The sequence below is a fragment of the Prevotella sp. SGI.167 genome (genome assembly GCF_050313615.1).
GTDB lineage: Bacteria > Bacteroidota > Bacteroidia > Bacteroidales > Bacteroidaceae > Prevotella.
In genome coordinates this window covers 84,733-110,244 of record NZ_JBNPLT010000006.1, presented here as the reverse complement: position 1 = coordinate 110,244, position 25,512 = coordinate 84,733, and the positions used below count along the sequence as shown (strand labels likewise).

General features: G+C 41.6%; 17 protein-coding genes and 1 pseudogene. 8 read left to right on the top strand and 10 right to left on the bottom strand.

The window, feature by feature from the left end; translation table 11 throughout:
* Nucleotides 1-35: 35 nt before the first annotated feature.
* Nucleotides 36-1,685 carry a diphosphate--fructose-6-phosphate 1-phosphotransferase gene (locus ACQRBJ_RS05030; protein WP_294967642.1) on the bottom strand — a complete coding sequence of 550 codons (1,650 nt, stop codon included), beginning with the start codon at nucleotides 1,683-1,685 and terminating at the stop codon, nucleotides 36-38.
* Between the two features lie 195 nt (nucleotides 1,686-1,880).
* Here ACQRBJ_RS05030 and ACQRBJ_RS05025 point away from each other — a divergent pair, with 195 nt between their 5' ends.
* The 5 genes from ACQRBJ_RS05025 (at nucleotide 1,881) to ACQRBJ_RS05005 (ending at nucleotide 8,307) form a co-directional block, all read left to right on the top strand.
* A complete protein-coding gene (locus ACQRBJ_RS05025) occupies nucleotides 1,881-2,153 on the top strand; it encodes a hypothetical protein (protein ID WP_294967644.1) in 273 nt (90 codons plus the stop codon).
* A gap of 104 nt (nucleotides 2,154-2,257) precedes the next feature.
* Nucleotides 2,258-2,815 carry a 1-acyl-sn-glycerol-3-phosphate acyltransferase gene (locus ACQRBJ_RS05020; protein ID WP_445303001.1) on the top strand — a complete coding sequence of 186 codons (558 nt, stop codon included), beginning with the start codon at nucleotides 2,258-2,260 and terminating at the stop codon, nucleotides 2,813-2,815.
* Nucleotides 2,816-2,837: 22 nt separating this feature from the next.
* Nucleotides 2,838-5,528 (top strand): fibronectin type III domain-containing protein, encoded by a 2,691-nt coding sequence (locus ACQRBJ_RS05015; RefSeq protein ID WP_445303000.1) that lies wholly within the window; start codon nucleotides 2,838-2,840, stop codon nucleotides 5,526-5,528.
* Nucleotides 5,529-5,645: 117 nt separating this feature from the next.
* Complete coding sequence (locus ACQRBJ_RS05010) at nucleotides 5,646-5,987, top strand: hypothetical protein (RefSeq protein WP_217761008.1); 342 nt, start codon at nucleotides 5,646-5,648, stop codon at nucleotides 5,985-5,987.
* A 10-nt stretch (nucleotides 5,988-5,997) separates the two neighbouring features.
* Nucleotides 5,998-8,307: a YgiQ family radical SAM protein gene (locus ACQRBJ_RS05005; protein WP_294967649.1), complete on the top strand. Its 2,310-nt coding sequence runs from the start codon at nucleotides 5,998-6,000 to the stop codon at nucleotides 8,305-8,307.
* A 159-nt stretch (nucleotides 8,308-8,466) separates the two neighbouring features.
* On the opposite strand, the pseudogene ACQRBJ_RS05000 reads toward ACQRBJ_RS05005, so the two are convergent.
* Nucleotides 8,467-9,120: pseudogene (locus ACQRBJ_RS05000) on the bottom strand (PDDEXK nuclease domain-containing protein).
* A gap of 354 nt (nucleotides 9,121-9,474) precedes the next feature.
* Here ACQRBJ_RS05000 and ACQRBJ_RS04995 point away from each other — a divergent pair.
* Both ACQRBJ_RS04995 and ACQRBJ_RS04990 read left to right on the top strand, forming a co-directional pair.
* Nucleotides 9,475-10,347, top strand: a complete 873-nt coding sequence (locus ACQRBJ_RS04995) for an Rpn family recombination-promoting nuclease/putative transposase (RefSeq protein ID WP_445302999.1) — start codon at nucleotides 9,475-9,477, stop codon at nucleotides 10,345-10,347.
* 19 nt (nucleotides 10,348-10,366) lie between these two features.
* Nucleotides 10,367-11,218 carry an Rpn family recombination-promoting nuclease/putative transposase gene (locus tag ACQRBJ_RS04990; RefSeq protein ID WP_445302998.1) on the top strand — a complete coding sequence of 284 codons (852 nt, stop codon included), beginning with the start codon at nucleotides 10,367-10,369 and terminating at the stop codon, nucleotides 11,216-11,218.
* Nucleotides 11,219-11,611: 393 nt separating this feature from the next.
* On the opposite strand, the gene ACQRBJ_RS04985 is transcribed toward ACQRBJ_RS04990, so the two are convergent.
* The 8 genes from ACQRBJ_RS04985 to ACQRBJ_RS04950 are packed head-to-tail and all read right to left on the bottom strand — an operon-like array spanning nucleotide 11,612 to nucleotide 24,330.
* A complete protein-coding gene (locus ACQRBJ_RS04985; protein WP_445302997.1) occupies nucleotides 11,612-13,864 on the bottom strand; it encodes a hypothetical protein in 2,253 nt (750 codons plus the stop codon).
* Nucleotides 13,865-13,885: 21 nt separating this feature from the next.
* The gene (locus tag ACQRBJ_RS04980) at nucleotides 13,886-14,497 is read right to left on the bottom strand and encodes a glycoside hydrolase family 15 (RefSeq protein WP_445302996.1); all 612 of its coding nucleotides are present in this window, start codon (nucleotides 14,495-14,497) and stop codon (nucleotides 13,886-13,888) included.
* Nucleotides 14,498-14,499: 2 nt separating this feature from the next.
* The gene (locus tag ACQRBJ_RS04975; protein WP_264958773.1) at nucleotides 14,500-16,629 is read right to left on the bottom strand and encodes an AAA family ATPase; all 2,130 of its coding nucleotides are present in this window, start codon (nucleotides 16,627-16,629) and stop codon (nucleotides 14,500-14,502) included.
* Nucleotides 16,626-16,862 carry a hypothetical protein gene (locus tag ACQRBJ_RS04970; protein WP_022328753.1) on the bottom strand — a complete coding sequence of 79 codons (237 nt, stop codon included), beginning with the start codon at nucleotides 16,860-16,862 and terminating at the stop codon, nucleotides 16,626-16,628. Before ACQRBJ_RS04970 ends, ACQRBJ_RS04975 begins: the two co-directional genes overlap by 4 nt.
* Complete coding sequence (locus ACQRBJ_RS04965) at nucleotides 16,859-19,099, bottom strand: DEAD/DEAH box helicase family protein (protein WP_445302995.1); 2,241 nt, start codon at nucleotides 19,097-19,099, stop codon at nucleotides 16,859-16,861. The genes ACQRBJ_RS04970 and ACQRBJ_RS04965 overlap by 4 nt, the downstream gene beginning before the upstream one ends.
* Before the next feature lie 35 nt (nucleotides 19,100-19,134).
* Complete coding sequence (locus ACQRBJ_RS04960; RefSeq protein WP_441932262.1) at nucleotides 19,135-20,235, bottom strand: phosphoadenosine phosphosulfate reductase; 1,101 nt, start codon at nucleotides 20,233-20,235, stop codon at nucleotides 19,135-19,137.
* A gap of 29 nt (nucleotides 20,236-20,264) precedes the next feature.
* Nucleotides 20,265-23,480, bottom strand: coding sequence for a hypothetical protein (locus tag ACQRBJ_RS04955; RefSeq protein WP_441932261.1), 3,216 nt, complete (start codon nucleotides 23,478-23,480; stop codon nucleotides 20,265-20,267).
* Complete coding sequence (locus tag ACQRBJ_RS04950) at nucleotides 23,467-24,330, bottom strand: DUF4007 family protein (RefSeq protein ID WP_294967665.1); 864 nt, start codon at nucleotides 24,328-24,330, stop codon at nucleotides 23,467-23,469. The genes ACQRBJ_RS04955 and ACQRBJ_RS04950 overlap by 14 nt, the downstream gene beginning before the upstream one ends.
* Nucleotides 24,331-24,850: 520 nt before the next feature.
* Between ACQRBJ_RS04950 and ACQRBJ_RS04945 the strand changes: the two genes are divergently transcribed.
* Entirely contained in the window at nucleotides 24,851-25,384 is a 534-nt protein-coding gene (locus tag ACQRBJ_RS04945; RefSeq protein ID WP_294967667.1) for a hypothetical protein, read from the top strand.
* Nucleotides 25,385-25,512 lie beyond the last annotated feature (128 nt).

The window sequence follows — 25,512 nt, the reverse complement described above, 5'->3', positions numbered from 1 at the left end:
GAATGTTTATTCCTGAATCATCAGAAACATATTTCTTACTTAGCCTGCTCCAACTGGAGAGTCTTTGTGGTCTGGTCGCAAACCTCAGATGGACCCCAGTACTGGATAGGACCTGGATATACAAAAGCTGTCTCCTTAGCCCACTGCTCACGCTTAGAAGCGAAGAACTTGAATGGAGCACCGTCGAGCTCTACGAGAGCCTTGCGGATTACTGGCTTGTTGGCACCGTTACGACGCTCGATGTTCATCATCATTGTGATAGGCACACCACCAGCAATCCACTCAGCAGCAGGAGCTGTTGTGTTCTTGATGATTGACATGTAACCAGTCTTGCCGTTAGCGATGAGGCGAGATGCGTTGAAACCGAGTGAGTAGCAGTAGTCTGCATCGTAGTTAGAAGGAGCTGCGCAACGTCCCTCGTAACCGAAGAAGTGGTGCTGAGCTGAGAACTTACCTACGAACTTACCCTCCTTCTTCCAAGCAGCCAACTTCTCAGCTACCATACGAGAGAGCAACTTCTCTGTCTCGATGAGAGAAACCTGTACGTTTCCGTGAGGGTCACGGTCGAGGCAGAGCTGGCGAGCTACGTCAGCTGGCAAAGACTCCAATACAGCGAGGTTGTCCTTAGCAATGGCACCCTTAACGAATGCAATCTGCTCCTCAGCACTTGCAAACTCACGGCTCTCGCCTGTTGCAGGGTCTGTAAGAACCTCGTTCAATTCTGCGATAAGCTTCTTGATAGCTGGGATGAACTCGATCAAGCCCTCTGGGATGAGAACAGTACCGAAGTTGTTGCCCTCAGCAGCACGGTTAGCTACTGCAGTTGCAATATAAGTAACAACATCATCGAGTGACATTTCCTTAGCCTCTACCTCCTCAGAAATCAAACAGATGTTTGGCTGAGTCTGGAGTGCGCACTCAAGAGCGATGTGAGAAGCTGAACGACCCATCAACTTGATGAAGTGCCAGTACTTGCGTGCAGAGTTACAGTCGCGCTCGATGTTACCGATGAGCTCAGAATATGTCTTACATGCTGTATCAAAACCGAAAGAAGTCTCAATCTGCTCGTTCTTCAAATCACCGTCGATAGTCTTAGGACAACCGATTACCTGAACGCCATACTTCTTGGCAGCATAGTACTCAGCGAGAACGCAAGCATTGGTGTTAGAATCGTCACCACCGATGATAACGAGCGCCTTGATACCGAGTTCACGGAGAATCTCGATACCCTTCTCAAACTGGTCTTCCTTCTCCAACTTGGTACGGCCAGAACCGATTATATCGAAACCACCAGTGTTGCGGTACTCGTCCATGAGCTCAGAAGTAATCTCCATATACTTGTGATCAACGAGACCACCAGGACCGAGGATGAAGCCATAGAGCTTGTTAGCTGGGTTGAGAGACTTCACGCCGTCGAAGAGACCAGAGATAACGTTGTGACCGCCAGGAGCCTGACCGCCAGAAAGGATAACACCTACGTTGAAAGCAGGGAGTTCCTGAGCCTCGCCAGCCTCGAAAGTAATAACAGGCATACCGTATGTGTTAGGGAAGAGAGCCTTGATTTCTTCCTGGTTACCTACTGACTGAGTTGCTGCACCCTCAACTGCCTTAACAGGACCCTGAAGCGCCTTTGGCAACTTTGGCTGATAAGCAGCTCTTGCAATCTGCAATGCACTTTTTTCCATAATTCTTTTATTAATATTTAATTAGTTGAAACTTCAAAAACACTGCAAATTTAAGGTTTTTCTGCGAGATACGGAAAGAAAAATGCTAAAAATGCGTTAATAAGAAGATTTTTTCTGAAAAAATATTGGATTTACAAAGAAAATGATTATCTTTGACCAATATTTCGAATCATTTATTAACTAAAAGATTATAATATGGCTAACAAAAGAGATTTAAAACGCACTATTAACTACATCACCAGCGAGCTTTTCGCTGAGACTGTAGCTGCCTCCTTGTATAACGGCAAACCGAGTCAGGAAGACGTAGATGGAATTCTGTCTTCAGTGGTGATGATTAACAACGATTTCATCAGCCGAGTTTCTCACCCGGAACCTGGCATCAAGGCTGGCGTCTATTACCAGAACTTGATTAAGGATTTCAACAAGCAGGTAAGCGAAGTGGTGAATCAAATCGCTAATTTGGGATAGCGACACGTCAGAAAGAGAAAAGAATTAAAAGAAATAAGGGAATAAGAGGAGTTTCTTTCCAAGACTCCTCTTTTCACCTATTTTTATATATAACATAAAAAATAATGATAAGAAACATCTGTCAGTGGGTATTGTACAAGCGTTTGGGATGGAAAAAGGATGTAGCCTTCGAACTTCCTGAAAAGTATATCATCTGCTTAGCTCCTCATACCAGCAACTGGGATTTGATTCTCGGTCAGCTGTTCGAACACGCAGAAGGTATGAAGTGCAATTTCCTCATGAAGAAAGAATGGTTTTTCTGGCCTCTAGGTCCCATCTTCCGCAGAATGGGAGGCATTCCGGTTTGGCGCAGCAAGCACACCAGCATGACCGACAACCTTGCAGAAGAAGCCAAGAAGCGCGAAAGCTTTGGACTTTGCATTACTCCAGAGGGCACCCGCTCACTGAATCCAGACTGGAAAAAGGGCTTTTACTTTATTGCCCTCAAGGCTGGTCTGCCTATCTATCTCTACGGGGTTGACTTCCAGCGTCGCCTTATCCAGTGCAACAAAGTCGTCATTCCTTCTGGAGATGTAGATAAAGACATGCGCGAGATAAAACTCTACTTCAAGAACTTTAAAGGCAAGAAGCCTGAGAAGTTCACCATTGGCGAAGTAGACTAAAAAAAGAGGGTTAAAAAGAAAAGTGAAACATCAACATATAACATATTGTTTAGTAAGCAGTTTGCTGTTGGCTACCGGAATTATATTCCAAGCTAACGGCAAATCGTCTTTTGCTACCTACGATGAAGGCAACAGCCTGGCTTGGGAAGGTATAGATTACGATGACGACCCATGGGTATTCAATGCCTCCCGTCCTTATTTCCCAACAGCAGGTCTGTCCAACCGGCATATCTCTTTATGGGCTTCCCACGGCCGCTATTATTGCAATGATCTCCGCCGTTGGAAATGGCAACGCCCCAACCTCTTTTGTACAACGGAAGACCTCTTCACCCAAACCATTGTGGTGCCTTATCTCATCCCAATGTTGCAAAATGCAGGTGCCGTGGTATTTACGCCCCGCGAAAGAGACTGGCAAAAGAACGAAATCATTGTAGACAACGATGATGCAGAAAAATCAGTATGCTACAAAGAATTGGCTACCGGCAGGAAATGGACCAATTGCGACTCTGTAGGCTTTGCCAACAAGCAGAACGTATACAGCGAAGGCGAGAATCCTTTCCGCATGGGTACGGCAAGAAAAGCCAAAGCTACCAAGCGGAAGAAATTCAGCCAGGTCAGCTATCAGCCCCGTTTCCCTGCAGAAGGAAAATATGCGGTTTATGTCAGTTACCAGACGGTACCCAAGAGCGTGAGCGATGCAAGATACATCGTCTATCATAAGGGAGAAAAAACAGAATTCACCGTCAACCAGAAGATGGGTGGCGGAACCTGGGTATACCTCGGCACCTTCGATTTCGACCGTGGATGCAATGAGTTCAACCGGGTGGTATGTACCAACCAGTCTTCCAAGAGAGGCATTGTAACCACAGATGCCGTACGCTTTGGTGGCGGTATGGGCAATATAGAACGCGAAGGCAATCTGAGCGAACTGCCCCGCTGCCTGGAAGGAGCGAGATATTACGCTCAGTGGGCCGGAGCACCCTACAAGGTTTACAGTGGAAGAGAAGGCAAGAACGACTATGCAGATGACATCAACACCCGCTCTCTGATGACCAACTGGCTGGGTGGCGGCAGTGTATACATGCCTGCTTTGGAAGGAAAGAACGTTCCTATCGAATTATCGCTGGCACTACATAGCGATGCTGGATATAATAGGGACGGTAAGTCAACCTGGGGCGCACTCTCTATCTGCACCACCGATTTCAACGATGGTATGCTGAACAGCGGTGTATCCAGAATGGCTTCCAAGGATTTTGCCAGAGCACTACGTGATAATCTGGTAACAGATATCAGCGCTATCTATGGCGAGTTTGGCAAGCGCTATCTATGGGACCGCAACTATTCGGAGACTCGCCTGCCCGAGGTTCCTTCAGCCATCCTTGAGATGCTCTCTCATCAGAGTTTCCCGGACATGCGTATCGCACAGGACCCAATGGGAAAATTTGCCATAGCCCGGTCTATCTACAAGACCATCTTGAGATATATAAACAGCAATCATGACAAGCCATACGTGGTTCAGCCACTGGCTCCCAAGAACTTCAGCGTAGAACTGGATGATAATTTTGCAAATCTTTCCTGGACTCCACAGCTCGATTCCATCGAACCATCTGCACGCCCTACCCGATATATCGTATATAAGGCTGAAGGCAAGGGAGGTTTTGACAACGGAACCGTTGTAAGACGTCCCAACTGTCAAATCAAGATGGAACCAGGCAAACTATATAGTTTCAAGGTGGCTGCCCTTAACGCTGGTGGCGAGAGCTTCCCAACCGAAACGCTCTCGGCACTCTACAATCCAACAGCTACGAAGTCGGTATTGGTTGTCAACAACTTCCATCGTCTCGCTTCACCACAAGTAGAAGACAATGATTCTATCCAAGGTTTCGACTTCGACAAAGACCCAGGTGTCAGCTATGGACTCACAGCCGGATGGAGCGGAAAGCAGACCAGCTTCGATATTAACAGGATGGGACAGGAAACCACCAACGGACTAGGTTATTGCGGCAATGAGATGATAGGAAAGTTTGTGGCAGGCAATGATTTCAACTATGTAGTAAGCCATGCACGGAGCATCGCTTTGGCAAACAAATACAACATTGCCAGCTGTTCCAGCGAAGCAGTCGCCAATGGCAAGGTTAGGATGGAAAACTATCAGGCAGTAGACCTTATCAACGGTCTGGAGCGAAATGATGGTTATACCCGTGAATATTACAAGACATTCACCCCTGCCCTGCAGAAACGCATCACCTATTATGCACTCAGTGGAGGCAAGATGCTTATCAGCGGTTCGTATAACGGAAGCGACATGCAGACAGAAGAGGAGCAAACCTTCATGAATGACATTCTCAAGGTGAATTATGAGCCTACGGGCACCAGATTCATCGTACAGGACATCAACCCGGAAGATTCCACCATCACGGAACGAGATAGTATCGTGTATACTACGGATAGTGTGGCAGGCATGGGGATGGAGTTCAACTATTACAGTCAGTTGAACGATCGCCACTACGCCACCACCCATCCTGAGATATTAAATCCTGCAGTGCAGAAAGCCTTCACAGCGATGCAATATACTTCAGGTGCCAGTGCAGCCGTAGCATACAAGAGTTCCAGCTATCGAACCTTCGTCATGGGATTTCCATTGGAATGTATCATCGATGAGAAAACCCGCAACGGCATCATGCTGGGAATCCTCAAGTTCCTGACAGAATAATCAAATTCTTAACGGAATAGGAGAATAAAAGAATAAACATAATAATAACAATTTGAGCAAACTTTGCAAATCATAAAGTTCAAAGTTCAAGGTTCAATGTTCAAAGTAAAAAAAGATATGTATAAAATTCAAGCAAACCAGTCTGGCACACGCTCTATCGAAGTGAGCGACCAGCATTTAGAGACTATTGACAAGTATCAGTTGCTCCGCAACCTCGTAGATAGCAATGGTATCATCGACGAGGAAGTGCTCGACAAGTTGAAGTTCAATGTTCGTTCTCTCCTGGAGAGCAGCGACATCAAGGACAAGGCGTTGCTCGACCTCTGCCTCGACGTAATCTACCATCAGAACATGAAGGCTCTCGGTCTCCACAATCTCGTATTGCTCTACGTAGACTGGAAGGACAAGAAGGCAGCAGAAGAAGCTGCAGGAGCAGAACCTGATGCAGTAAATGATTAAATAATTTTGAATGGATTATAAGTTAACAGACTTCCTGCCAACCACCAAGAAGGAGTGCGAACTCAGAGGATGGGATGAACTGGACGTCATCCTCTTTTCGGGAGATGCCTACGTAGACCACCCATCCTTCGGGGCTGCTATCCTCGGAAGAATCCTGGAGGCAAACGGCTATCGTGTAGCCATCGTTCCACAGCCCGACTGGCATGGCGACTTCCGTGACTTCAAGAAGCTCGGTCGTCCTCGCCTCTTCTTCGGTGTATCTCCGGGAGCTATGGACTCGATGGTGAATCGCTACACGGCAAACCGCCGAATGCGCAGCGAAGATGCTTTCAGCCCCGACTCCCGTCACGACATGCGCCCCGACTATCCGTCTATCGTCTATACCCAGATACTGAAGAAACTCTATCCCGATGTACCTGTGGCACTGGGCGGTATTGAGGCTTCGTTGCGCCGCATCAGCCACTACGACTACTGGAAGGATGAGCTGCGCAAGTGTATCCTCTGCGATTCGGGTGCCGACCTCATTCTCTACGGCATGGGCGAACGCTCTATCGTGGAACTTGCCAACGCCTTCGCCAAAGGCAAGACCATGGACCAGATTCACGAGATGCCGCAGGTGGCTTTCTACTGCAAGGAGAAGGACATTCCGGGCGGATTCAAGGACGATGACATCATCCTGCACAGTCATGAGGAGTGCCTTCACAACAAGAAGGGACAGGCAGAGAACGTGCGCCATCTGGAGGAAGAAGCCAACAAGATGCATGCTCAGCGCATGATTCAGGAGACCGACGGCAAGTATGTGGTGGTGAATCCACCGTTCCCGCTGATGACCACCGAGGAACTGGATGCCGCCTTCGACCTGCCTTATACCCGTCTGCCTCATCCTAAGTACAAAGGCAAGACCATTCCGGCATACGAGATGATCAAGTTCTCCGTAAACCTGCATCGCGGCTGCTTCGGCGGTTGCTCGTTCTGTACCATTTCAGCGCATCAGGGCAAGTTCGTGGTTTGCCGAAGCAAGGAGAGTATCCTGAAAGAGGTAAAGAAAATCATCGAAATGCCAGATTTCAAGGGATATCTGAGCGACCTGGGCGGTCCTTCTGCCAATATGTATGGCATGCACGGCAAGAACCAGAAAGCTTGCGAGGTATGCAAGCGACCATCATGTGTGAACCCACAGATTTGTCCGAACCTGAATACCGACCACAGCAAGCTGCTGGAGATTTACCATGCCGTAGATGCCCTGCCAGGCATCAAGAAGAGCTTCATCGGTAGTGGTGTGCGCTACGACTTGCTCCTGCACAAGAGCAAGGACGAGAAGGTAAACCAGGCAGCAAGGGAATATACCCGCGAACTGATTACCAAGCACGTGAGCGGCCGATTGAAGGTAGCACCGGAACATACCAGTCCAGAGGTTCTGAAGTTCATGCGCAAACCATCGTTCGACCTGTTCTACGAGTTCAAGCGCATCTTCGACAAGATCAACAAGGAAGAAGGACTCAACCAGCAGATCATCCCATACTTCATCAGTTCGCATCCGGGCTGTCATGAAGAGGATATGGCGGAACTGGCGGTCATCACCAAGGGTCTCGACTTCCATCTCGAGCAGGTGCAGGACTTCACTCCTACCCCAATGACGATATCTACGGAAACCTGGTACACGGGATATGATCCATATACATTGGAACCAGTATTCAGTGCCAAGACGCAGAAGGAAAAGCTTGCCCAGCGCATGTTCTTCTTCTGGTATAAGCCAGAGGAGCGCCGTGCCATCGAAAGTGAACTTCGCCGCATCGGCAGAGCCGACCTCATCGACAAACTCTACGACAAGAAGAGTTTTGACCGCGGATTCAAGGGAAAGAAAACCAATTACGATGACAAGGCTATTGGATCTACCTATGATAATCCGGGGGTTGGCAGAGGAGCTAAAGGCAAGCGTGGAGCCGGCAGAAATGTTCCAGAAGCAAACGCTGGCAGAGGTCGTGGAAGAAATACTTCAGACCGCTTTGCCCCAAAGGGTTACGGCAACGTGGGTTGCTATGACGAAGAGAAATACCTTAACAATGGAAAATCTCTCAAGTCAGGCAAACCCACGAATGCAAACATCCGCGATGCGGTAGCAGCAGCAAGAGCCGAACTCCGTAATCAGAAAGACCCAAATGCCGGTTTCTTCAAGGATAAGAAGAAAAAGAGTTTCAATCCTAATTTCGATAACGACAACCACAATCGCAAGAACCGTTATAACAGCGGTGACAAGAACGAGCGTGGAGGCAATCGTGGAAATCAGGGAAGAAACGAAGGCAGAGGAAGAAGAAGATAAAAATTAAGCCTGGATAGGATGATTTCTTTCTATCAACCCTATTCAGGCTTAAATTATCTTGCTGCACTCATCAAATAACTCCTTAAATTTTGTAGATTCTTTAATTCTTTACAAACTTAGTGGCAAATTTGTGAGACGCTGTCTCACAAATTAAAAATATTATTCGATGTTGTTTTCCTCAAACTCTGCAATCCATTCCCTAACCTTAGCTTGCAACAAAGCTTTATCTGGCAAGTATAATTGATATGCCGAAGCATAGACATGAGAGTCTTTTGGCAAAGTCAATTCTACAAGTGCATCATTCTTGCTCTCACAAAGTAATATGCCAATGGTTGGCTTTTCAAAATCCTGTTTTACAAAGCGGTCGTAATAGTTGACATACATCTGCATCTGTCCTAGGTCTTGATGAGAAAGCTTATCTGTCTTCAAATCAATAAGAACATAGCACTGTAGCAATCTATTATAGAAAACCAAATCTACATAATAGTTCTTTTTGAATTTGCTAACCACTGGTTAGCATTTTTGACATCAAAAGGATAACCACTATTTAGCCTTTTGGCATATACTATATAGAACTGCCTAATATTGCGGAGATTAGGATATGACCAACCCACCCCAAACCGCACAGTCAAACTCTTGGATAATTCTTGCAAGACCCGCTTCCCATATTCTGCACGAACATTCCCACTTTGTTCATACTCCATATTTACCAATATAATACTTGGTATAGACCTCAGTAGTATTGACTGAAGTCTTCACATAAGATCTTGCCTGTTCTATAAGACCAGATACCTTACTAAATAAGTCCTCTATGCTAGGAGGTCTTTATGATTCCATTTGCCATAACCCTATTATTGCTTAAGACATCATTAATCTTGTTTAGTTTCATAAATTCGCCGAATTTTATTGCAAATATACATTAAATGTTGCAATAACCGTTATAAATTAAACTATTTTATACAAATTTTCCAATAAAGCTATTGCAGCTTCAGATATGAAGATGACTTCAGGGCAAACCGAGGATTCCTTGACAATTTCTTCAATAAAAGCAAAAAACAGAGGGCCTCTTGTCCACAGAAACAATTTAAACTATATCTTCTTAAAAAACAGCCTAAAAGTTTGGATGTTACAAATATTAAGTTTATCTTTGCATATAATATAAATCGTATGAAACAGGTAGAAGAACGATACATCAACTTGCTGACCGATTTTGGCTTCAAGCGAATTTTTGGAACGGCAATGAACAAGGATTTGCTCATCTGCTTCCTCAACAGCTTGTTTAATGGCAGACAGGTTGTGAAGGACGTGTCGTATCTGAACCCGGAGCACGTCGGTGATGTTTATACCGACCGCAAAGCAATCTTCGACGTGTATTGCGAAGGAGAAAACGGCGAGAAGTTTATCGTAGAAATGCAGAATGCCTACCAGACGTATTTCAAGGACCGCTCTCTCTTCTACTCCACTTTCCCTATCCGCGAGCAGGCACCAAAGGGGAGTGAATGGGATTTCAAGCTCAATCATGTCTATACTGTTGCGCTGCTCAACTTCAACATGAATGAGGATGCCTTCGACAAGGAGAAGATTCGCCATCATGTACAATTGTGCGATACCGCTACCCACAAGATTTTCTACGATAAGCTGGAGTTTATCTATGTAGAGATTGCCAAGTTCAACAAGAGTTTGGATGAACTGGAAACATGGTATGATAAATGGCTATATGCACTGAAGAACCTCTATAAGCTTACCCAACGCCCAAAGGAGCTGTGCGACAAGGTTTTCGACCGTCTCTTTGAGGCAGCCGAGATTGCCAAATTCACACCTCAGGAACTGAGGGAGTATGAAGCAAGTAAGATGGCATACCGGGATATCAAGAACTCCATTGATACGGCGAAGCAAGAAGGTCTTGCGGAGGGTATGGAAAAAGGCATGAACCAGAAAGCCCTGGATATTGCCAGAAATATGCTGGCAGATGGTGTTGACATCAATCTGATCATGAAGTATTCTGGACTAACCCAGGAACAAATCGAGAAATTGAAATAAAATATAAAATGAATATCGTATGAAACAGGTAGAAGAACGATACATCAACTTGCTGACCGATTTTGGCTTCAAGCGAATTTTTGGAACGGCAATGAACAAGGATTTGCTCATCTGCTTCCTCAACAGCTTGTTTAATGGCAGACAGGTTGTGAAGGACGTGTCGTATCTGAACCCGGAGCACGTCGGTGATGTTTATACCGACCGCAAAGCAATCTTCGACGTGTATTGCGAAGGAGAAAACGGCGAGAAGTTCATCGTAGAAATGCAGAATGCCTACCAGACGTATTTCAAGGACCGCTCTCTCTTCTACTCCACTTTCCCTATCCGCGAGCAGGCACCAAAGGGGAGTGAATGGGATTTCAAGCTCAATCATGTCTATACCGTAGCCCTGCTCAACTTCAACATGAATGAGGATGCCTTCGACAAGGAGAAAATCCGCCATCATGTACAGTTGTGCGATACCGCTACCCACAAGATTTTCTACGATAAGCTGGAGTTTATCTATGTAGAGATTGCCAAGTTCAACAAGAGTTTGGATGAACTGGAAACATGGTATGATAAATGGCTATATGCACTGAAGAACCTCTATAAGCTTACCCAACGCCCAAAGGAGCTGTGCGACAAGGTTTTCGACCGTCTCTTTGAGGAAGCCGAGATTGCCAAATTCACACCTCAGGAACTGAGGGAGTATGAAGCAAGTAAGATGGCATACCGGGATATCAAGAACTCTATTGATACGGCGAAAAGGGAAGGTAGAATAGAAGCTAATATTGAAACAGCTCAACGTTTGCTGGCTATGGGGCTTCCAACAGAACAGGTTGCTAAAGCGACCCAGCTACCTTTGGACATGGTTCAAAATCTGAGCAACTAATAAAAGTGAAAACTAACGTTTTTCTTTTATACTGGATATCATACAAATAACCCCAACCGACTTTTTCAAGCGGGTTGGGGAATTTTTATTTCAATATAAAATATGACGACTGCTACCCTTTCATCTTTACAAACATCAAAGGTCCAATCCTTGTTAAGGAGGAAGATATGGATGCTTATATCAGAAGCCATGAAGATGACTTCATCGGTCAAGCCGAAGAATCCGTGCCAATCAAATCCTGCAGAAGATTATTTGAATTATTCGACATAGATACCGACTGGCTGGAATTATAATATACCGCCAAAGTACATGATAACAGGAGTACTTTGGCGGTACGGAATTTAAGGTTTACCCTTCGAATTAGTATCTATTCTGCGTTCTTCTTATCGGTAGTTATCGATTGAGAAAAGCAACTAAACTATCTTGCATAAAAGTTAACAAATTAGTTTGTTCAACCCTCAAATACTTTTTCCAAATAGGATTAACCTCTATAAAAGAATCAAATTTTTTGAGATGCAAAGAGTATAAGCATCTATTTACATAATTAGCAGAATGCAATACCAAATCTCGCTCATCCTTATCGTCCAACCATAATCTTAGAACATTAGCAGGAGATTCCTCAACAAGCTCATCTACTAAATCCTCAAAAATACCACTCATTGGATATTCTTTGATAGAACTATACACTTCGAAACTTGGAGTAGTCCAACCTAGTTTTTGCTCCATATTATCCTCAGATTCATTGATCAAGAACTCAATACACTCTACCAAAGACTCGTTATTCATCTTAAGATGAGGATATTTGTCCAACAGCCTCCAAGCCTCAGCTATCATCATACATGCTATTTCATCGAAATCGAACACACAGGCATGTTGGTGAACATTCACCAAATCAACAATGGCCATCAACCAAAGATAATCGTAAGAACTGCATAACTTTGTGGTGATAAATTCAAGTCCTCCTTTGAGCACAAAATCTTTCCCTGCATTTCGGACCTGGATTCCTTCACATTCAACATTGCCCAATATATCAGGGAGTTGTTCTGTTGCTCTACCTATTAAATTACCATCAAAATCATACCATTTTCCATCGACACGAATTTGATTTTGCTGCATACAACTACCTTCTTTAATATCCTCAATTTGGTCCAGATAATGGGTTCTATCCAATAACGGGAACAAATCAGTTTGCATATAAGCAACTATTGTCTTCTCGCCCTTATCCCAAACTCCATTTGTACACACCATGTCCTTAACTGTGAAACAAATATCATCTTTGTAATTGAAACGATAGAGCTTACCATGCAGAATCTTTAATTTTCCATCTGTAGAATAGACACGTTCACCATTTCTGTTCAAGATAAAGCACAGCCTCTCCATGTTCTCAACATAAAAATCAAGAGTTGCCAATTCCTGATCAGTATTTTTAGAACCTTCAGTATTTTCACTTTGTGTAAAATCATACTTTATCTTTCCTAAATTGGCGAGACGCAACTTAATTGAGTTCTGTGGTCTCCCTAGAATACTAGCAATATCCTCTATGTTTTTTCCCTTTTCATAACAAAGTAAAAGTAATTCTTCTTCATTCTCGGTCCATGGCAAATCCTTTCTTCTATAATTCACGACAGAAGATTCGTCATCGGCAGAAGATATAGAATCATCTGAAAGCGTTGAATCTCCAGAAGAGTTTTCTTTTTTTACAGTATCATCTTCTATTCCAATATTCGACGAGTTGAACACATCCTCTTGATGCTCATGAGCATGAAGCTGGTTGATAGCATTTTCAATACAATCTACCAAACTTAATGTAGCATCCACACCTAAAAGATTTACTTTTAAATCCATCAAGAAGTTCTCATAAAGATACAGCAAAGAACTTGTTACATCTTCCTGCTTTACTGGATGAGCCGAGATTTTATCATATAAATCAAAGACCGTTGGACATAATGATCTAAACATTTCTCTCTCAGCCTTATGTTCCTTGAGGAAAGTATAGTATTCTATGTTTAATTGAATTTGTACATCTTCATCTAAAGCATAAAAAAGGTTTTGCTTTTCCTCATCACACGACTCTGCCACAAGATTATGTTTGGGTTCATTTTCAGATGACAAAATCTTTTGATACTCCGCCAAAGCCTCTATAGACTTATCTATGGCATTGTCTTTACTTGTTGCCAATTCACCTATTTTCTCTTCAGTAAGAGCTGAATAGTTCTCTAATAGAGCACGCTTCAAAGAAGAACGTCCTGACGGTAAAGTCATAAGAAAAAACAGATCCTCATCAAGTTCCACGTAATCAACACATTCCTTGATTTTACTCTCAGAAGGTCTAACCTGTCTTTCTTTCAGCAGAGTCAAGTTCTCTTCTTTGCCACGATAGGGAACAAGATGCCAAAAATCTTCATTTTGCATAGTCCAGAATGGGAAATACGCATCCACAAATAAAGAATCATCATCAGGCAGGGTTCTTTTCCATACCTTATGAAAAGTATCTATCAGCTGCTGATTATATCTAATTTCATTAGAATAAATCTCATCCGATTCACACATTTCTATAATGGTAAGCAAAAGAACCGCCTTATGTGGAGTTTTACGGCCATATTTCTCATTCGGCTTTAAATTTTCAAAAGCCTCTACATAGTCCATATTTTCCCTTTCTATATTACTTTATAATTCTTCTGGCTCCTCTTCATCATGTTCTTCATCAACCTTTTTGGAGGTTAACTGTAAAAACATATCCAAGAAGGAACGATGAGAAAAGAAATATCCCTTATCTTCTTTTAATTTATCCTCCATAACAGAGAAGCCATAATTAGCATACTCTTCCATTGTAGTTATCAATTGTAAAACTACAGTATTTGCCTTTATATCACCTTTATCCAAGGCAATCCAATCAATATCTGTCTTTGCCACGAGAGCCATAAATATATAAGAACGCAACGCAGGATAAGCTTTTCGAGTTTTCTTCGAATCAAGATTGCCCCAAAATTGCAAAGGCTGTCCCAAAACCTTCAAATCATCGGAATCTTCTGATAATGGAAGTTTCTTACCTGCATATAGGCCGATAAAGAAAGCCATGATGTAAGGTTCATAACCTGCACCCAACACCTTTCCTTTTGCACCTGTATTCTCTGATGCTCCAACACCATAATCCGAGATTACTCTCATAACGGTTTGCTCATATTTCTTTTCAAATTTTGGAGTTCTACGCCCCCATATATCTATAAGCTTCTCATTTTTATCAACGAGTTCCTCTATATTATTCATATCCTCTGTCATAGTTACTTTATTTTTGTTATAACTGTTTGAATTGTAGCCAGATCCTTATCATCGAAAGGCTTTTTCTTTTCAATACGGAACACTCTACCAGAGACTTCATTTACTTTGTTCTGATCAAGAACCAAATTACCCTCATAACTTTCCTTTAAGAAGCTCTTAGTCACGATAACAACCTGCTTGTCCAAATTGCTAATCACATTGAAGAACTCCGTCTCCTTAGCATCAGTAAAGGAAGAAGTTGGAGCATCGAATATCAAAGGAAACTCCGTTTCACTTCTTTGAGTGGCTAACTTGCCTATAGCAAACAATACCGACATCAAGTAAGTTGTTCTTAAAGCTGTATTAGGATTGAAGATTCTTGTATTATCACTATTCATAAGAACAGCCTCTCCTTGTCCATTAGCCTTTTCCAAAATACGGATGGTACCCTTGAAATCATTGGTATTCAAACTTTCCAAGAAGACATTCGCCTCATCTTCAATTGAATGAAGAAGACGTTTCTTGTTGGTTTCCTTTGCAGACTTGAATGCTTCCGATATTTGACGAATAATTGATGCAGCCTTGGCAAATACTGCCGCAGAAGTACCTTCAGCCAACTTACCCAACGCATCCTGAGATTCCTCAAGAGTCTTACGATGTTTTGCTCTCTGTTCCTTCAATTTTGCTATGCGATTCTCTGCACCAATCTTTTGATTCATCCAATTAGAAATATTCTCATAATTAGATAACAACTGCTCTTCAGACAAACCGTCAGTTTGAGCAAGAATACGTTTTTTCTGCTCAATCTCTACATTCAGATTTGCCTCAATCTTCTTTACCTCATCATGCAAACGATTGTTATAAGAAATAACCTCCTGAATCTTATGACGGAGTTTAGTAATCTCTGCAAGATTATCATTCAGAGAAGTATCTCTTTTTTGAAGCTCAACAATATAATTGTTCTTATAAAAAGGCTCAACTTCCTCATCTTCATTTACTTCCAAAGACTTTTGATACTCTTCTAAACGATGAAGCATAAAATTCCATGCATCACTATGCTTCTTTGCTGGACGACCACATATTTTACAAACTTCTTCATCCAACATTTCCTGCATAATTTTTTGTCCAGGAATATGAACCGGAAGTGGCACAAAGTCAGTTTGCATCTTCTTGATAGCTTTTTCTGCTCCCGCAGAAAGCAAATATGCCTTTTCCAGTTTTCTGCGTTTCAGATCCACATCATTAACCTTCTTTGAATATTCCTCTGCAATATCACCAAAGCCCATTAAAATCCACATGTCATCAAGAAGACTTGTCGTATATTCTTCCTTGATAAGAGCCTGAGTTTGAGCACGTTTTTTAGATAAAGTTTCAATTCTACGATTTACCATTATCAGCAATTTTGATGCTTCTTTACTCTGCTCGATACTCTTCAATAGATTAGAAAAATTAGAAGCTTCATCTTCTTTACGTCCAATTTCTTTCTCTATATCATCCAACATTCCCGTTTCCTGCTCAATGGTACGTCTCAATTGATTAATTTTCTCACTATTCTTACGATCTGACTTTTGGGCATTATCACGAGCCTGTTCTGCTTTTTTGGTAGCAAATTCCATAAACGAGAAATAAGCTTCAAAATCCTTAACGTCACTAAAAGTTTCTACTAACATTTTTAATGCATTTGAATTTTGAAAAACATCTAAATCACTTTCGCCTTTGAACATAGTGTATTTACGAATCTCCGAAGGCAAATCATAATCAAATTTAATGCCATCTCGAACCATTCGTTCCACTCCATTCTCCTCTATTAAAGAGAAAGAAAAATTAGACATGGTGATTTCTCCATCGAAAGATTTCGTAAAACGAAAACTCTTTTCCAAAGTCTTGACATAACCTTTATGTTCGTATGTCATTGAAACACGAACATCGTCAGACTCATCAGCCATTAGTTCCTCGCATCTTTTCTTTGAGATAAGCTTTGTGTCCATTTTACTTGTTCCGTCAGTTCGAAACAGCCACTCTAAAGCTTCAAAAAAAGTTGTCTTACCATCACCATTTGAGCCGATAATCAGATTCAATCCGTTATCAAGTTCAAAAACATTAAACTTGTAATAGCTACGGAAATTATTTATTTCAATCTTCTTTATTATCATATTATCAAGTTTTCATTTATGTAATTAAACACTGTCATGTACACTTTCTTCTGAACACTCTCATCAGTAGAACCATCAAGCTCCTTTATGATGCGAGCAACAGAAGCCACAACCACATTATCTGAATTCAAGGCTGTATATAAGTCCTCATATTCAGACTGGTCGTAATCATAGAGTTCTTGCAACTTTGTGTCATCGAGAACCATGTGAAGCATTCTTTCTTTATTTGTCATTGTATATTATCATTATTATATAAATTCAAACCATAATGTTCCATCACCTCTCTCAGTTCCAATTCTGAGTAAGAAGGATTCTCTGATAGCAATGCGAAGTTGTTCACTCTAATCAGTTCACTCTTCAGCATGGCACGCTCCATTCGATAACTACTACTATTTGGATTAATCTCAGGAGCAACAACCAAATCATGCAACACCGCTATCTTCTTCTCAGGATGTGTTCTCAACACACGTCCTCGTCGCTGAATGAACTGACGTGGATTTCCTGTACTTGAACAAAAGATTGCCAATTCACTTCTTGGAACATCAACACCCTCATCCAAACATTTCATAGAAGTCAGCACTTGAAGTTTACCACTGGCAAATTCTTCAAGAATTTCATCTCTATCCTTTTGCCCTGATACAAACTTACGCACCGTTATTTTATCATCCAGCTTCAATATCGACTTTGTATATAAATCTATAAGATGCTCAGAATCCTCATCTTGATTAAGCGTATCATCTTCAACTTCAAGATAATTAGGTTCATTTCCTTCAGGGACATATATCAGAGAATATTTCAAATTTCCTTTTTCTTGATACCGCTTCTTGATGATGTCCTCAAAAGCTTTAAGTTTGTTTGCAGCCTTATGAACAATTCGCTTTCTTGCCAACAAGAGCATTTTAAGTCCCTCATCCATTTTTGCAAAAGAGCAGGTATCATCATTGAAATACTTAGCTATTCTTTCAGACAGTTCAACATAAGCTTCTAGTTCTTCCGTGGTCAGCCGTACTATATGTGGATAATACAGATACTTACAAAGCACACCTTTTCTGATAGCTTCTTCCATACTATACTCATAAGTATAATGATTCTCTGCACCAAAGAATTTACGCAAGTTCCTGTTACCTTCATCATCGTATTGACAATCAGGTGTTGCCGATAAGCCTATCCTACGCAGATAAGGAATATAGGCTAATCGTTTCAACATACTACCCGAAGCCATATTATGGCATTCATCAGCAATCAACAACAACTGTTTTTTGCTGAAGCCATTCAATGTATTAAATACTTTTTCACGAGTATAAGATGCATAAGTAGATATAATCACATAAGAGGTCTCACGCTCATTCTTCAAACGATATTCCTCATTAAAATGAATCGACTCAACATCCTCTTTCCATAAAGGATTCCTAGAATAAACCTTTATGACATTCATAAAATTAAACTTATGACATTCTTGCTCCCACTGATTTACCAAAGTAATCGTTGGTACCAGAATTATCGCCTTATAGTATCTATTGCGCTTATAAATCTCCAACAAGCAATTCAGCGAGGTGATTGTCTTACCCGTTCCTGTGGCCATGGCAAAAAGACCTTTCTGCTTATTGTTTTTCCAGTTTTCAAAAGCCTGCTGCTGGTATTCTCTTGGACCTGATGGATATGGAAAACGTGGAGTTATCTCTTCCAGACAAATGTCCTCCCTAACCATATCTCCACCCATAAATGCCTTTTGAGCTTTTCGTTCCTGGCGAATTCTATCCAACTTCTTTTCTACATCTAGCAGCTCTTCTATGGTCGTGTCCTGATAACATGACGATACTGCCGTCTCCAACTGACTTGGAGACAGATACTCTATATCGCTTTCCTGCTCATTCATGATAAGCTCAAACTTTGCTCTTTGAGATTTGATTCTATTCTGAGTCATCTCATCAGGAGAATCGCTTCGGTCTATCTTGATTTCCTCTATGTTATAAAGCAAGCCATTAATTGTAAAATTGGCTGAACCAGTGAACGAAGTAATGGTATCATCATCACGGAATTGCCCAGTCTTAGTATGAGCAATTCCCTTATGTTTCTTTGGCTTAATGATTTTGATTTGAATTCTATTTTGAGAAATCAGATACGCCAAGCATCTGAAAAACTGATTCTGATACTCATCAAATGTCTTTCGAAGAGACTCAAAATCAGACAGATCCATACAATCTACCACTTCACCAAAGACTCCTTTCTGGATAGCTTCCTTATCTTCTTCAGATACAATCTGGTTGATGATAAGACGCATAACTCCGCCTTTTGCAATAAACGTAGCAAAGCCTTCTGCCAATACACTAATAGTGGCAGAACTGAAATAGCCCAGTTGCAGATCGAAACTGCAACTGTTCTTCAATCCATCATTAAAAAACCTTTCTGGAGAAAATTCTTCTCCAGGTATATAGGTTCCATCCTTAGCCCATTCTACATCTTTCAACATAGACGTCCCTCCGATTATATTCTAGTTATAAAGTCTTAAATAAAACAGTTGGCACAAACATATTCATCACCGAAGAGTTCGGCAAGACTAGTGCCTTTATTCTTATTTTTGTTTGTTTCCTGTCGCTTGATGATATCCAGTTTCACCTGGCGAATACGCTCTGGTTTTATCAAGTCTGCCAGACTCTCATTCTGAATCCAGGTATAACCATCCTTCTCAAACGACATTGCTTTTTTGTATAAGTCAGGATGCTGCTCATAGAGCCAAATCCATTCTATTTTCTGCTGGAAGAAACAGAAATAGCATCCGCTTCGGCTTCTACAATAGGTTCCCGTCTTACCATCCACCTCGAAAGGAATTTCCTCATAATAAGATGGTACTCCTACTCCACTATCCCTCAGCAGTCTGAAGATATCTTCCTTTACAAGCACCTCGTCGTTATCTATCAAAGGGAATGAATCCAGATGACCAACAGGATAATCCGTAGTCTTCAAGTATTCAAAGACGGCATGGTTAAACATCTTCACGTCTATATCCAACAATGCATTCAGCTTTTTGGAATAGTAGAATTGCTTGGTAATCGGTTTCTTCAACACATCTATCAAGTCTTCCTTCATCAATCCCTCAGGGCATAACTTATTGTAGATGTCAATAATCTGCTCCTGGTTTTCTTTGTGCAAAAACTTATTGATGACATCCACGCTCCAGATATTTCTTCTAAAAGGGAAGACAGACTGAATATTAGGTTTAGAAGACACATAACCGTCACGGTCTTCATCACCTCGAATACCAACATATGATACTGCATAGTCATCACCAACATATCTTTCAAACTCATCAAGTTTCATCTTCTTGGTACACCATCGAGCTTGTGGCGAAGGCAAGAATCCACCTGTAGCCTTCAGAAAATGCTCAAAGGGCGTAGGCTCAGGACTGTCTTCAGCAGCCCTAAGTCTTTTGATGTTTCCCAGATAAGCGCTCAATCTATCAATCAGCAATTCCGTCTCAGCCAATTCACAGCCTGTATCAGAATTATAATACTCAATCTTTAAGTTTGGGTATTTCTGCTTGAGATAGATGGCCAAAGCCGCACTATCCTTTCCGCCAGATATTCCTAAAATATTTCTTACTTTCATTTTGCTCTATTCATTTTACGGAAGAGGCTTTAACCCAACTTCTTATTCAATATTTTCAACAATGTACATACCGATACATTGTCATTTCCAATGCCATCAAGTAGCTTGTCGATGCTCTTTTCCAATTCCTCAGCCTTCTGCATCTCGCTTTCTGGCAATCTGAAAGTCTGAGAATGGATACTGCTGCCCTTCGTTGAAACCAAATCCAACGAATAAATCTCATCTGATTCATCCTCTGCCACCTTGGATATGTCAGAATATTTCTCACATTCATGGAAGAGCATAAGCAAACTGTCAATCAGTTTTTCTTCTTGATCGTCGCGCAATCGCTCTAATGGTTGCTCCAATGCCGTATAGCAAATAGACTGATACCACTCATTACGATTATCAAACTCAGCCATCACATGCTGATAGAATTCCTTTAGTCTATCTGTCAGGAGATATGCCTTAACATGAGCCAAACGCTTTCTGATCTCTACCACATATTCAGAATAATCGTATGACTCGATGCCCAATGTTTCCAACAAGCGACCTTCCACACGGTCTATCATATCAGAATAGCAAGAACGAAGTTCCTTGACTGCCCGATTAATGACATAACAGAACTCTTGTACTTTATCAGGATTCTGCAAAGCTTCCTTGTCGTAGCCCAGAGCCTCAGGCAAATCCTCAAAGAATGTCTTCTCCGGGTCCTTTGCCCTAGCCAGAGTATCACGGAATCTTACCGTCTGCTCATGGTTGAACTTACGGGTATGCTTGGCATAATCATTCAATCTCTTGTTATAGAAGAAAAAGAATGGCTTGATGGTTTCAATGAAATCATCGCTCTTGATACTTCCCATGGCTTCTACATTCAGGAACTTGCGGTACTGATTGAATATCTGCACCTTCACACCTGTCACGTCGAATGCCTTGACCAGATATTCTCCCGGATGCTTCTGCAATAACTCGAAGAACTCCATGTTGATATTTGGGATATATGCTCCATTGGTTCCATACAGAGAGAAATCCTGCTTCTTTATATATAAATAGGTGGGAATCCAGAAATCCAGGAATCCCTGCTTCAACTTATATGGTTTTGCTGACAACTTCTTAATCAGCTCAGAAATCTTACGAGGTTTGAAAGTCGTAGATTTCAGGAATTCCTCACATGCATCCCACAAAGGCATGATTCCTTCATTGGATGGCACATCAGCAAACTCTCCATTCACATGAAGTCCCGTACTCTTCAAGAGAGAATAATAGATGGTTTTCTCCGGTGGGAACTTGTCGCCAGGGAATCCTAAGTCCTGTTCATTGCTCTGGTTCAGCAATGCAGCCAGGTACTTACCTTTCGCACTAGAGATTGAACCACTCAACTTATGCTTGTTGAACAATTCATTGTTCATCACAGGAGTCTGAGAATAAATCTCATCGCATACCACTGACAGCAACTGGTTGAAGTCTCTTAAGGAGCAAACCTCTCTTTCCTCTCCCATGAAAATCCAAGTAACATCTCCATTATATGCAAACAAGCTATCACTGATAGATTTATTGAGAACCACTTTCTCATACTCCATCAGATTATTGATTTCGTTGATAGCAACCTTATCAGATTTATCTACCAACACCTTGCTCAATATATATTTGTACTTTTCTATCAGATAGAGGTGAGACACCAACTCGTCTGTATTTCTGAAACAAACAAAGATGATGGCATTCTCACTTTTTTCACTCAGCTCGCAAATCTCCTCCAACACTTTCTTACGGGAAGAGAAGATCAACTGAATATATCCATCAGTATCGCCAGTAGGAGTCTTGTCCACTCCTTCACCCAGCACTTCATACTCAAAGTATCTTGGAGTACCTTTCTGGAAATAGCAAGCCTTGACAGGAGCCACCTTCTTGAAACAATAGTTTCTGATATCATCCACAAAGTTTACAGGACGGCTAACCACCAAACCAGCCTTGCGGATTTCATCTTCTATATTGATATCTGTGCCATCAAAAAGAATGTAGCGGAACTTATAGCTGGCATATCGGATAATCTTGAATTGCTCCAACTTCTTTAAAAGCCCCGTTGGGTTTTCTATATTCAAAGCAGTCTTGGCATACAGAGCAGTATCTTCACGGTTCATCTTAAATGAAGCATTGCCGAAAAGATTCTGTAATCCGATGGCTTTCACCAGCTTGATGGCATCTACAAGGTCTGTCTTGGTTTCCCATAGTTGACCTTCCACTCTCTCGATGGCAACCTGCATTGAACTCCATTGCATGGAGTCGGCATTCGCCTCCTTCAGGTAAGAGTAGAAATTATAGTAGATATAATCATAGCAGCACTGAAGCTGATATATCTTTCCCTCATATTCAGACAAAGAGTTACGTCCCCTTGCATTCAAGAAAGAGAACAAAGAACGCTCATTCTGTCCATATCTCTGAATGGCCTGTGTAATGACGTATGCAGCAAATGGTTCCAGCGGAGCCAATGCCTGTGCAGTTGCTTCTGAAAAGTTTTGAGAAACAAAGCCAGTTTTCTTTGCCAACGAAGCCAGTGAATCAATCAAAGAATCATCATTTTGCATGGTTCTACTGGCATCAATCTGCGTAGAAGCCAGATAGAGAAGTTGCTCTATCGGTTCTACGAATACCAACTCCTGGAAACGCCCCTTTACTTTCGTCCACTCTTCTTTCTGTACTTCATTCAACTTACGGGAGTAGGCGTTGAAATTCTGATGAAGCGTAGTCAGAAGAAGGATATTTCTGGATGGCACATTCACGAACTCAGCCAATTTCTGCATGAAGTAAAGTTCACGCTCCGGATTATTCTTGGCAGCATGCTCCAGCACCTTGCCAAACTCATCAATGAAGATAACCAGGAATTTTCCCTGGCTCTTCAGTTTGTTATATTTGGTTTTGAGTTCATCCAGAATGCTATCAGCAGTGCCATCAACAGAGAGTTTTTGACTCAACAAGACAGACAGTTCCTTATAGTCGCCAACAATTTTAAGAACTTCAAACTTCTTCTCTGAAAGTTCAGAAGGATTCAACAAATCATATTGCTTACCTCCCATCAAGTCTCTTTCCAAAGCCAATAAGAAACTTGACTTACCTGTTCCATAAGAGCCAATGATGGTATAAGAATGAACTCCCGATCGAAATCCATTCGCAATACCCTCTGCCACTTGGCGAGCATTAGGAGTTACGATATATTTGGCCTCACTAGCAAAGCCTTCCTCTATGTTTGCTGATAAACTAAACTGTCGCATTCTTATAATACTTATCTAAAACATCAATGTCCTTCAAAGAAGAACCTTCCTTAAACAATAACTGACGGATACCTGCATTATCACTATACTGTACATACTCTGAATAATGCTCACCTATAGACTGGGCCATATCTATGACCTCTGCATCTGTCATGCAGAACATTAAGCCTATTTCCTGCAATGTATCATATGATACAGACTTATCTTTACCTTTTTCCTGAAGAATGGCATATAAGAAAATCTCCATCGGAACCCTGCGCTTACCTTCGATATTGAAGGCGAACGTCTTACCATTATCTTCAGTTCTTATCAGATCCAAATCAATCAAAAGAGAAGAATAATCCTCAAACGACTTGGCTTTATAAGGCTGGGCATAGTTCTGCAACAGTACACCCACATCTTTCTTGGTGGTATTCACATTAAAGATTTTGTCCTTTCCATCCTCTATCATCAGTCTTTTCACGAAGTTTACCAATTGCTCCCTTTCAAAGACCTTGCGTTCTTTTTGGAATTGCACAAAAGTAATATGATAAAGCGTTGCTTCTTTCAAACTGACCAGAAGGTAGTGAAGCAACCACAAAGTTCCCAAACTTTCAATGTACTTATCTACGCCTTCTGATTCATCGAATAAATAAACTGCTATTCTGCTTGGCTTATCCTGATTGGAAATACCAAACACCTTGAGCCAATATCGGATAGAAGAAACCATGTTTTTTCCCACTCCCAAAGCTATTACAGCATCAGAAGCATTGAAGTTTCCTCCATCTATCATAAAGTTATATCCCTTGGTGAGCCATAAGGTTTTGCAAGGAAAAGATTCATGTCCAGAGAGTGTATATTTGTTGTACATCTATCTTCTTCAAAGCGATAGAATCCCGGTATCGTGAGTTGTGTTAGTATTCTGTTAGGCCTCTATAAAACGGAAACGTGGGATTCTCCTTGCCCATCCCACCACTCGAAGGCCTTCGCATTGCCCTAGTTGAAAGAGACGGACAATGCAGAAAGCCCACGTTATGGTATATGATGATTCCATGTACGAACATATAGTCATACACGATACCAAAACATACAGTTATGGTATGTATACGACAGTTCGCAGCAGGATACTATACACCCTCCGTGAACATTCACCATTGTCACATCTACGTCCAACTAAAGGTAAAGTTGCGAAGTTTACGAGTAGTCGCAGACGAACGTTAGTAAACGCTCTATTTCATAAAAGTCACACCCACCCGCTCAGCCCTACGGGCTTTCTGCGGTAGAATGCAATTGCAAAAATAACAATAATTTCCGAAAAACGTGCGCTTATCTCGAATTATTTTTGTATATTTGCAGAAAAAGTTATCAAACCCATAAAAATATAGCAGATTATGACTACATATCTCAGATTCTTTGACTACGATGAAGCCTTCGATTACTATTGCGAGCTCATCGATAAGATGCTACAATGTACTAACAAGAATAATCATACACGCATCATCGCCAAACCAACACTTATCCTATCCATCATAGAGCTGATGGAAAACGGAAAAACGGTCAACCATTTCACTTATGAAGAGATTGCACCTATATACCAAGGCATTTTCGGGAAGTTTTTCTTAAAAGCTCATCAAGAGAACCTTACCCCCTTACATTATCCGTATTATTTCTTGAAATCAGATAAGTTCTGGCATTTAGTCTGGACAAATGCTGAAGTAAAAACGGAATCTCCTTCAAAAGCGTGGCTAGATAGAAATACCCAATATGCCTACATTGATCAAGAGCTTTGGATACTACTCTCTCATCCTACTTATCGAGATAGACTAAAGGACTATATCATAAAGGAAAAAGTTCTAAAAGTATTCAAAGAAGAGAAAGACAAGGGCATATTCAAAACTTTGGTGCAACTACTAATGATAATATAAAACCAAAAGAATCCTGTCAACAAGGCGATAAATGGCAACATCAAACATGCTCGCGCAAAAAAGTTTTTCACGAAAAAAGTCTCATAGTATCATTTTTCGACCCAAATATAGGATTATATCATTAATAT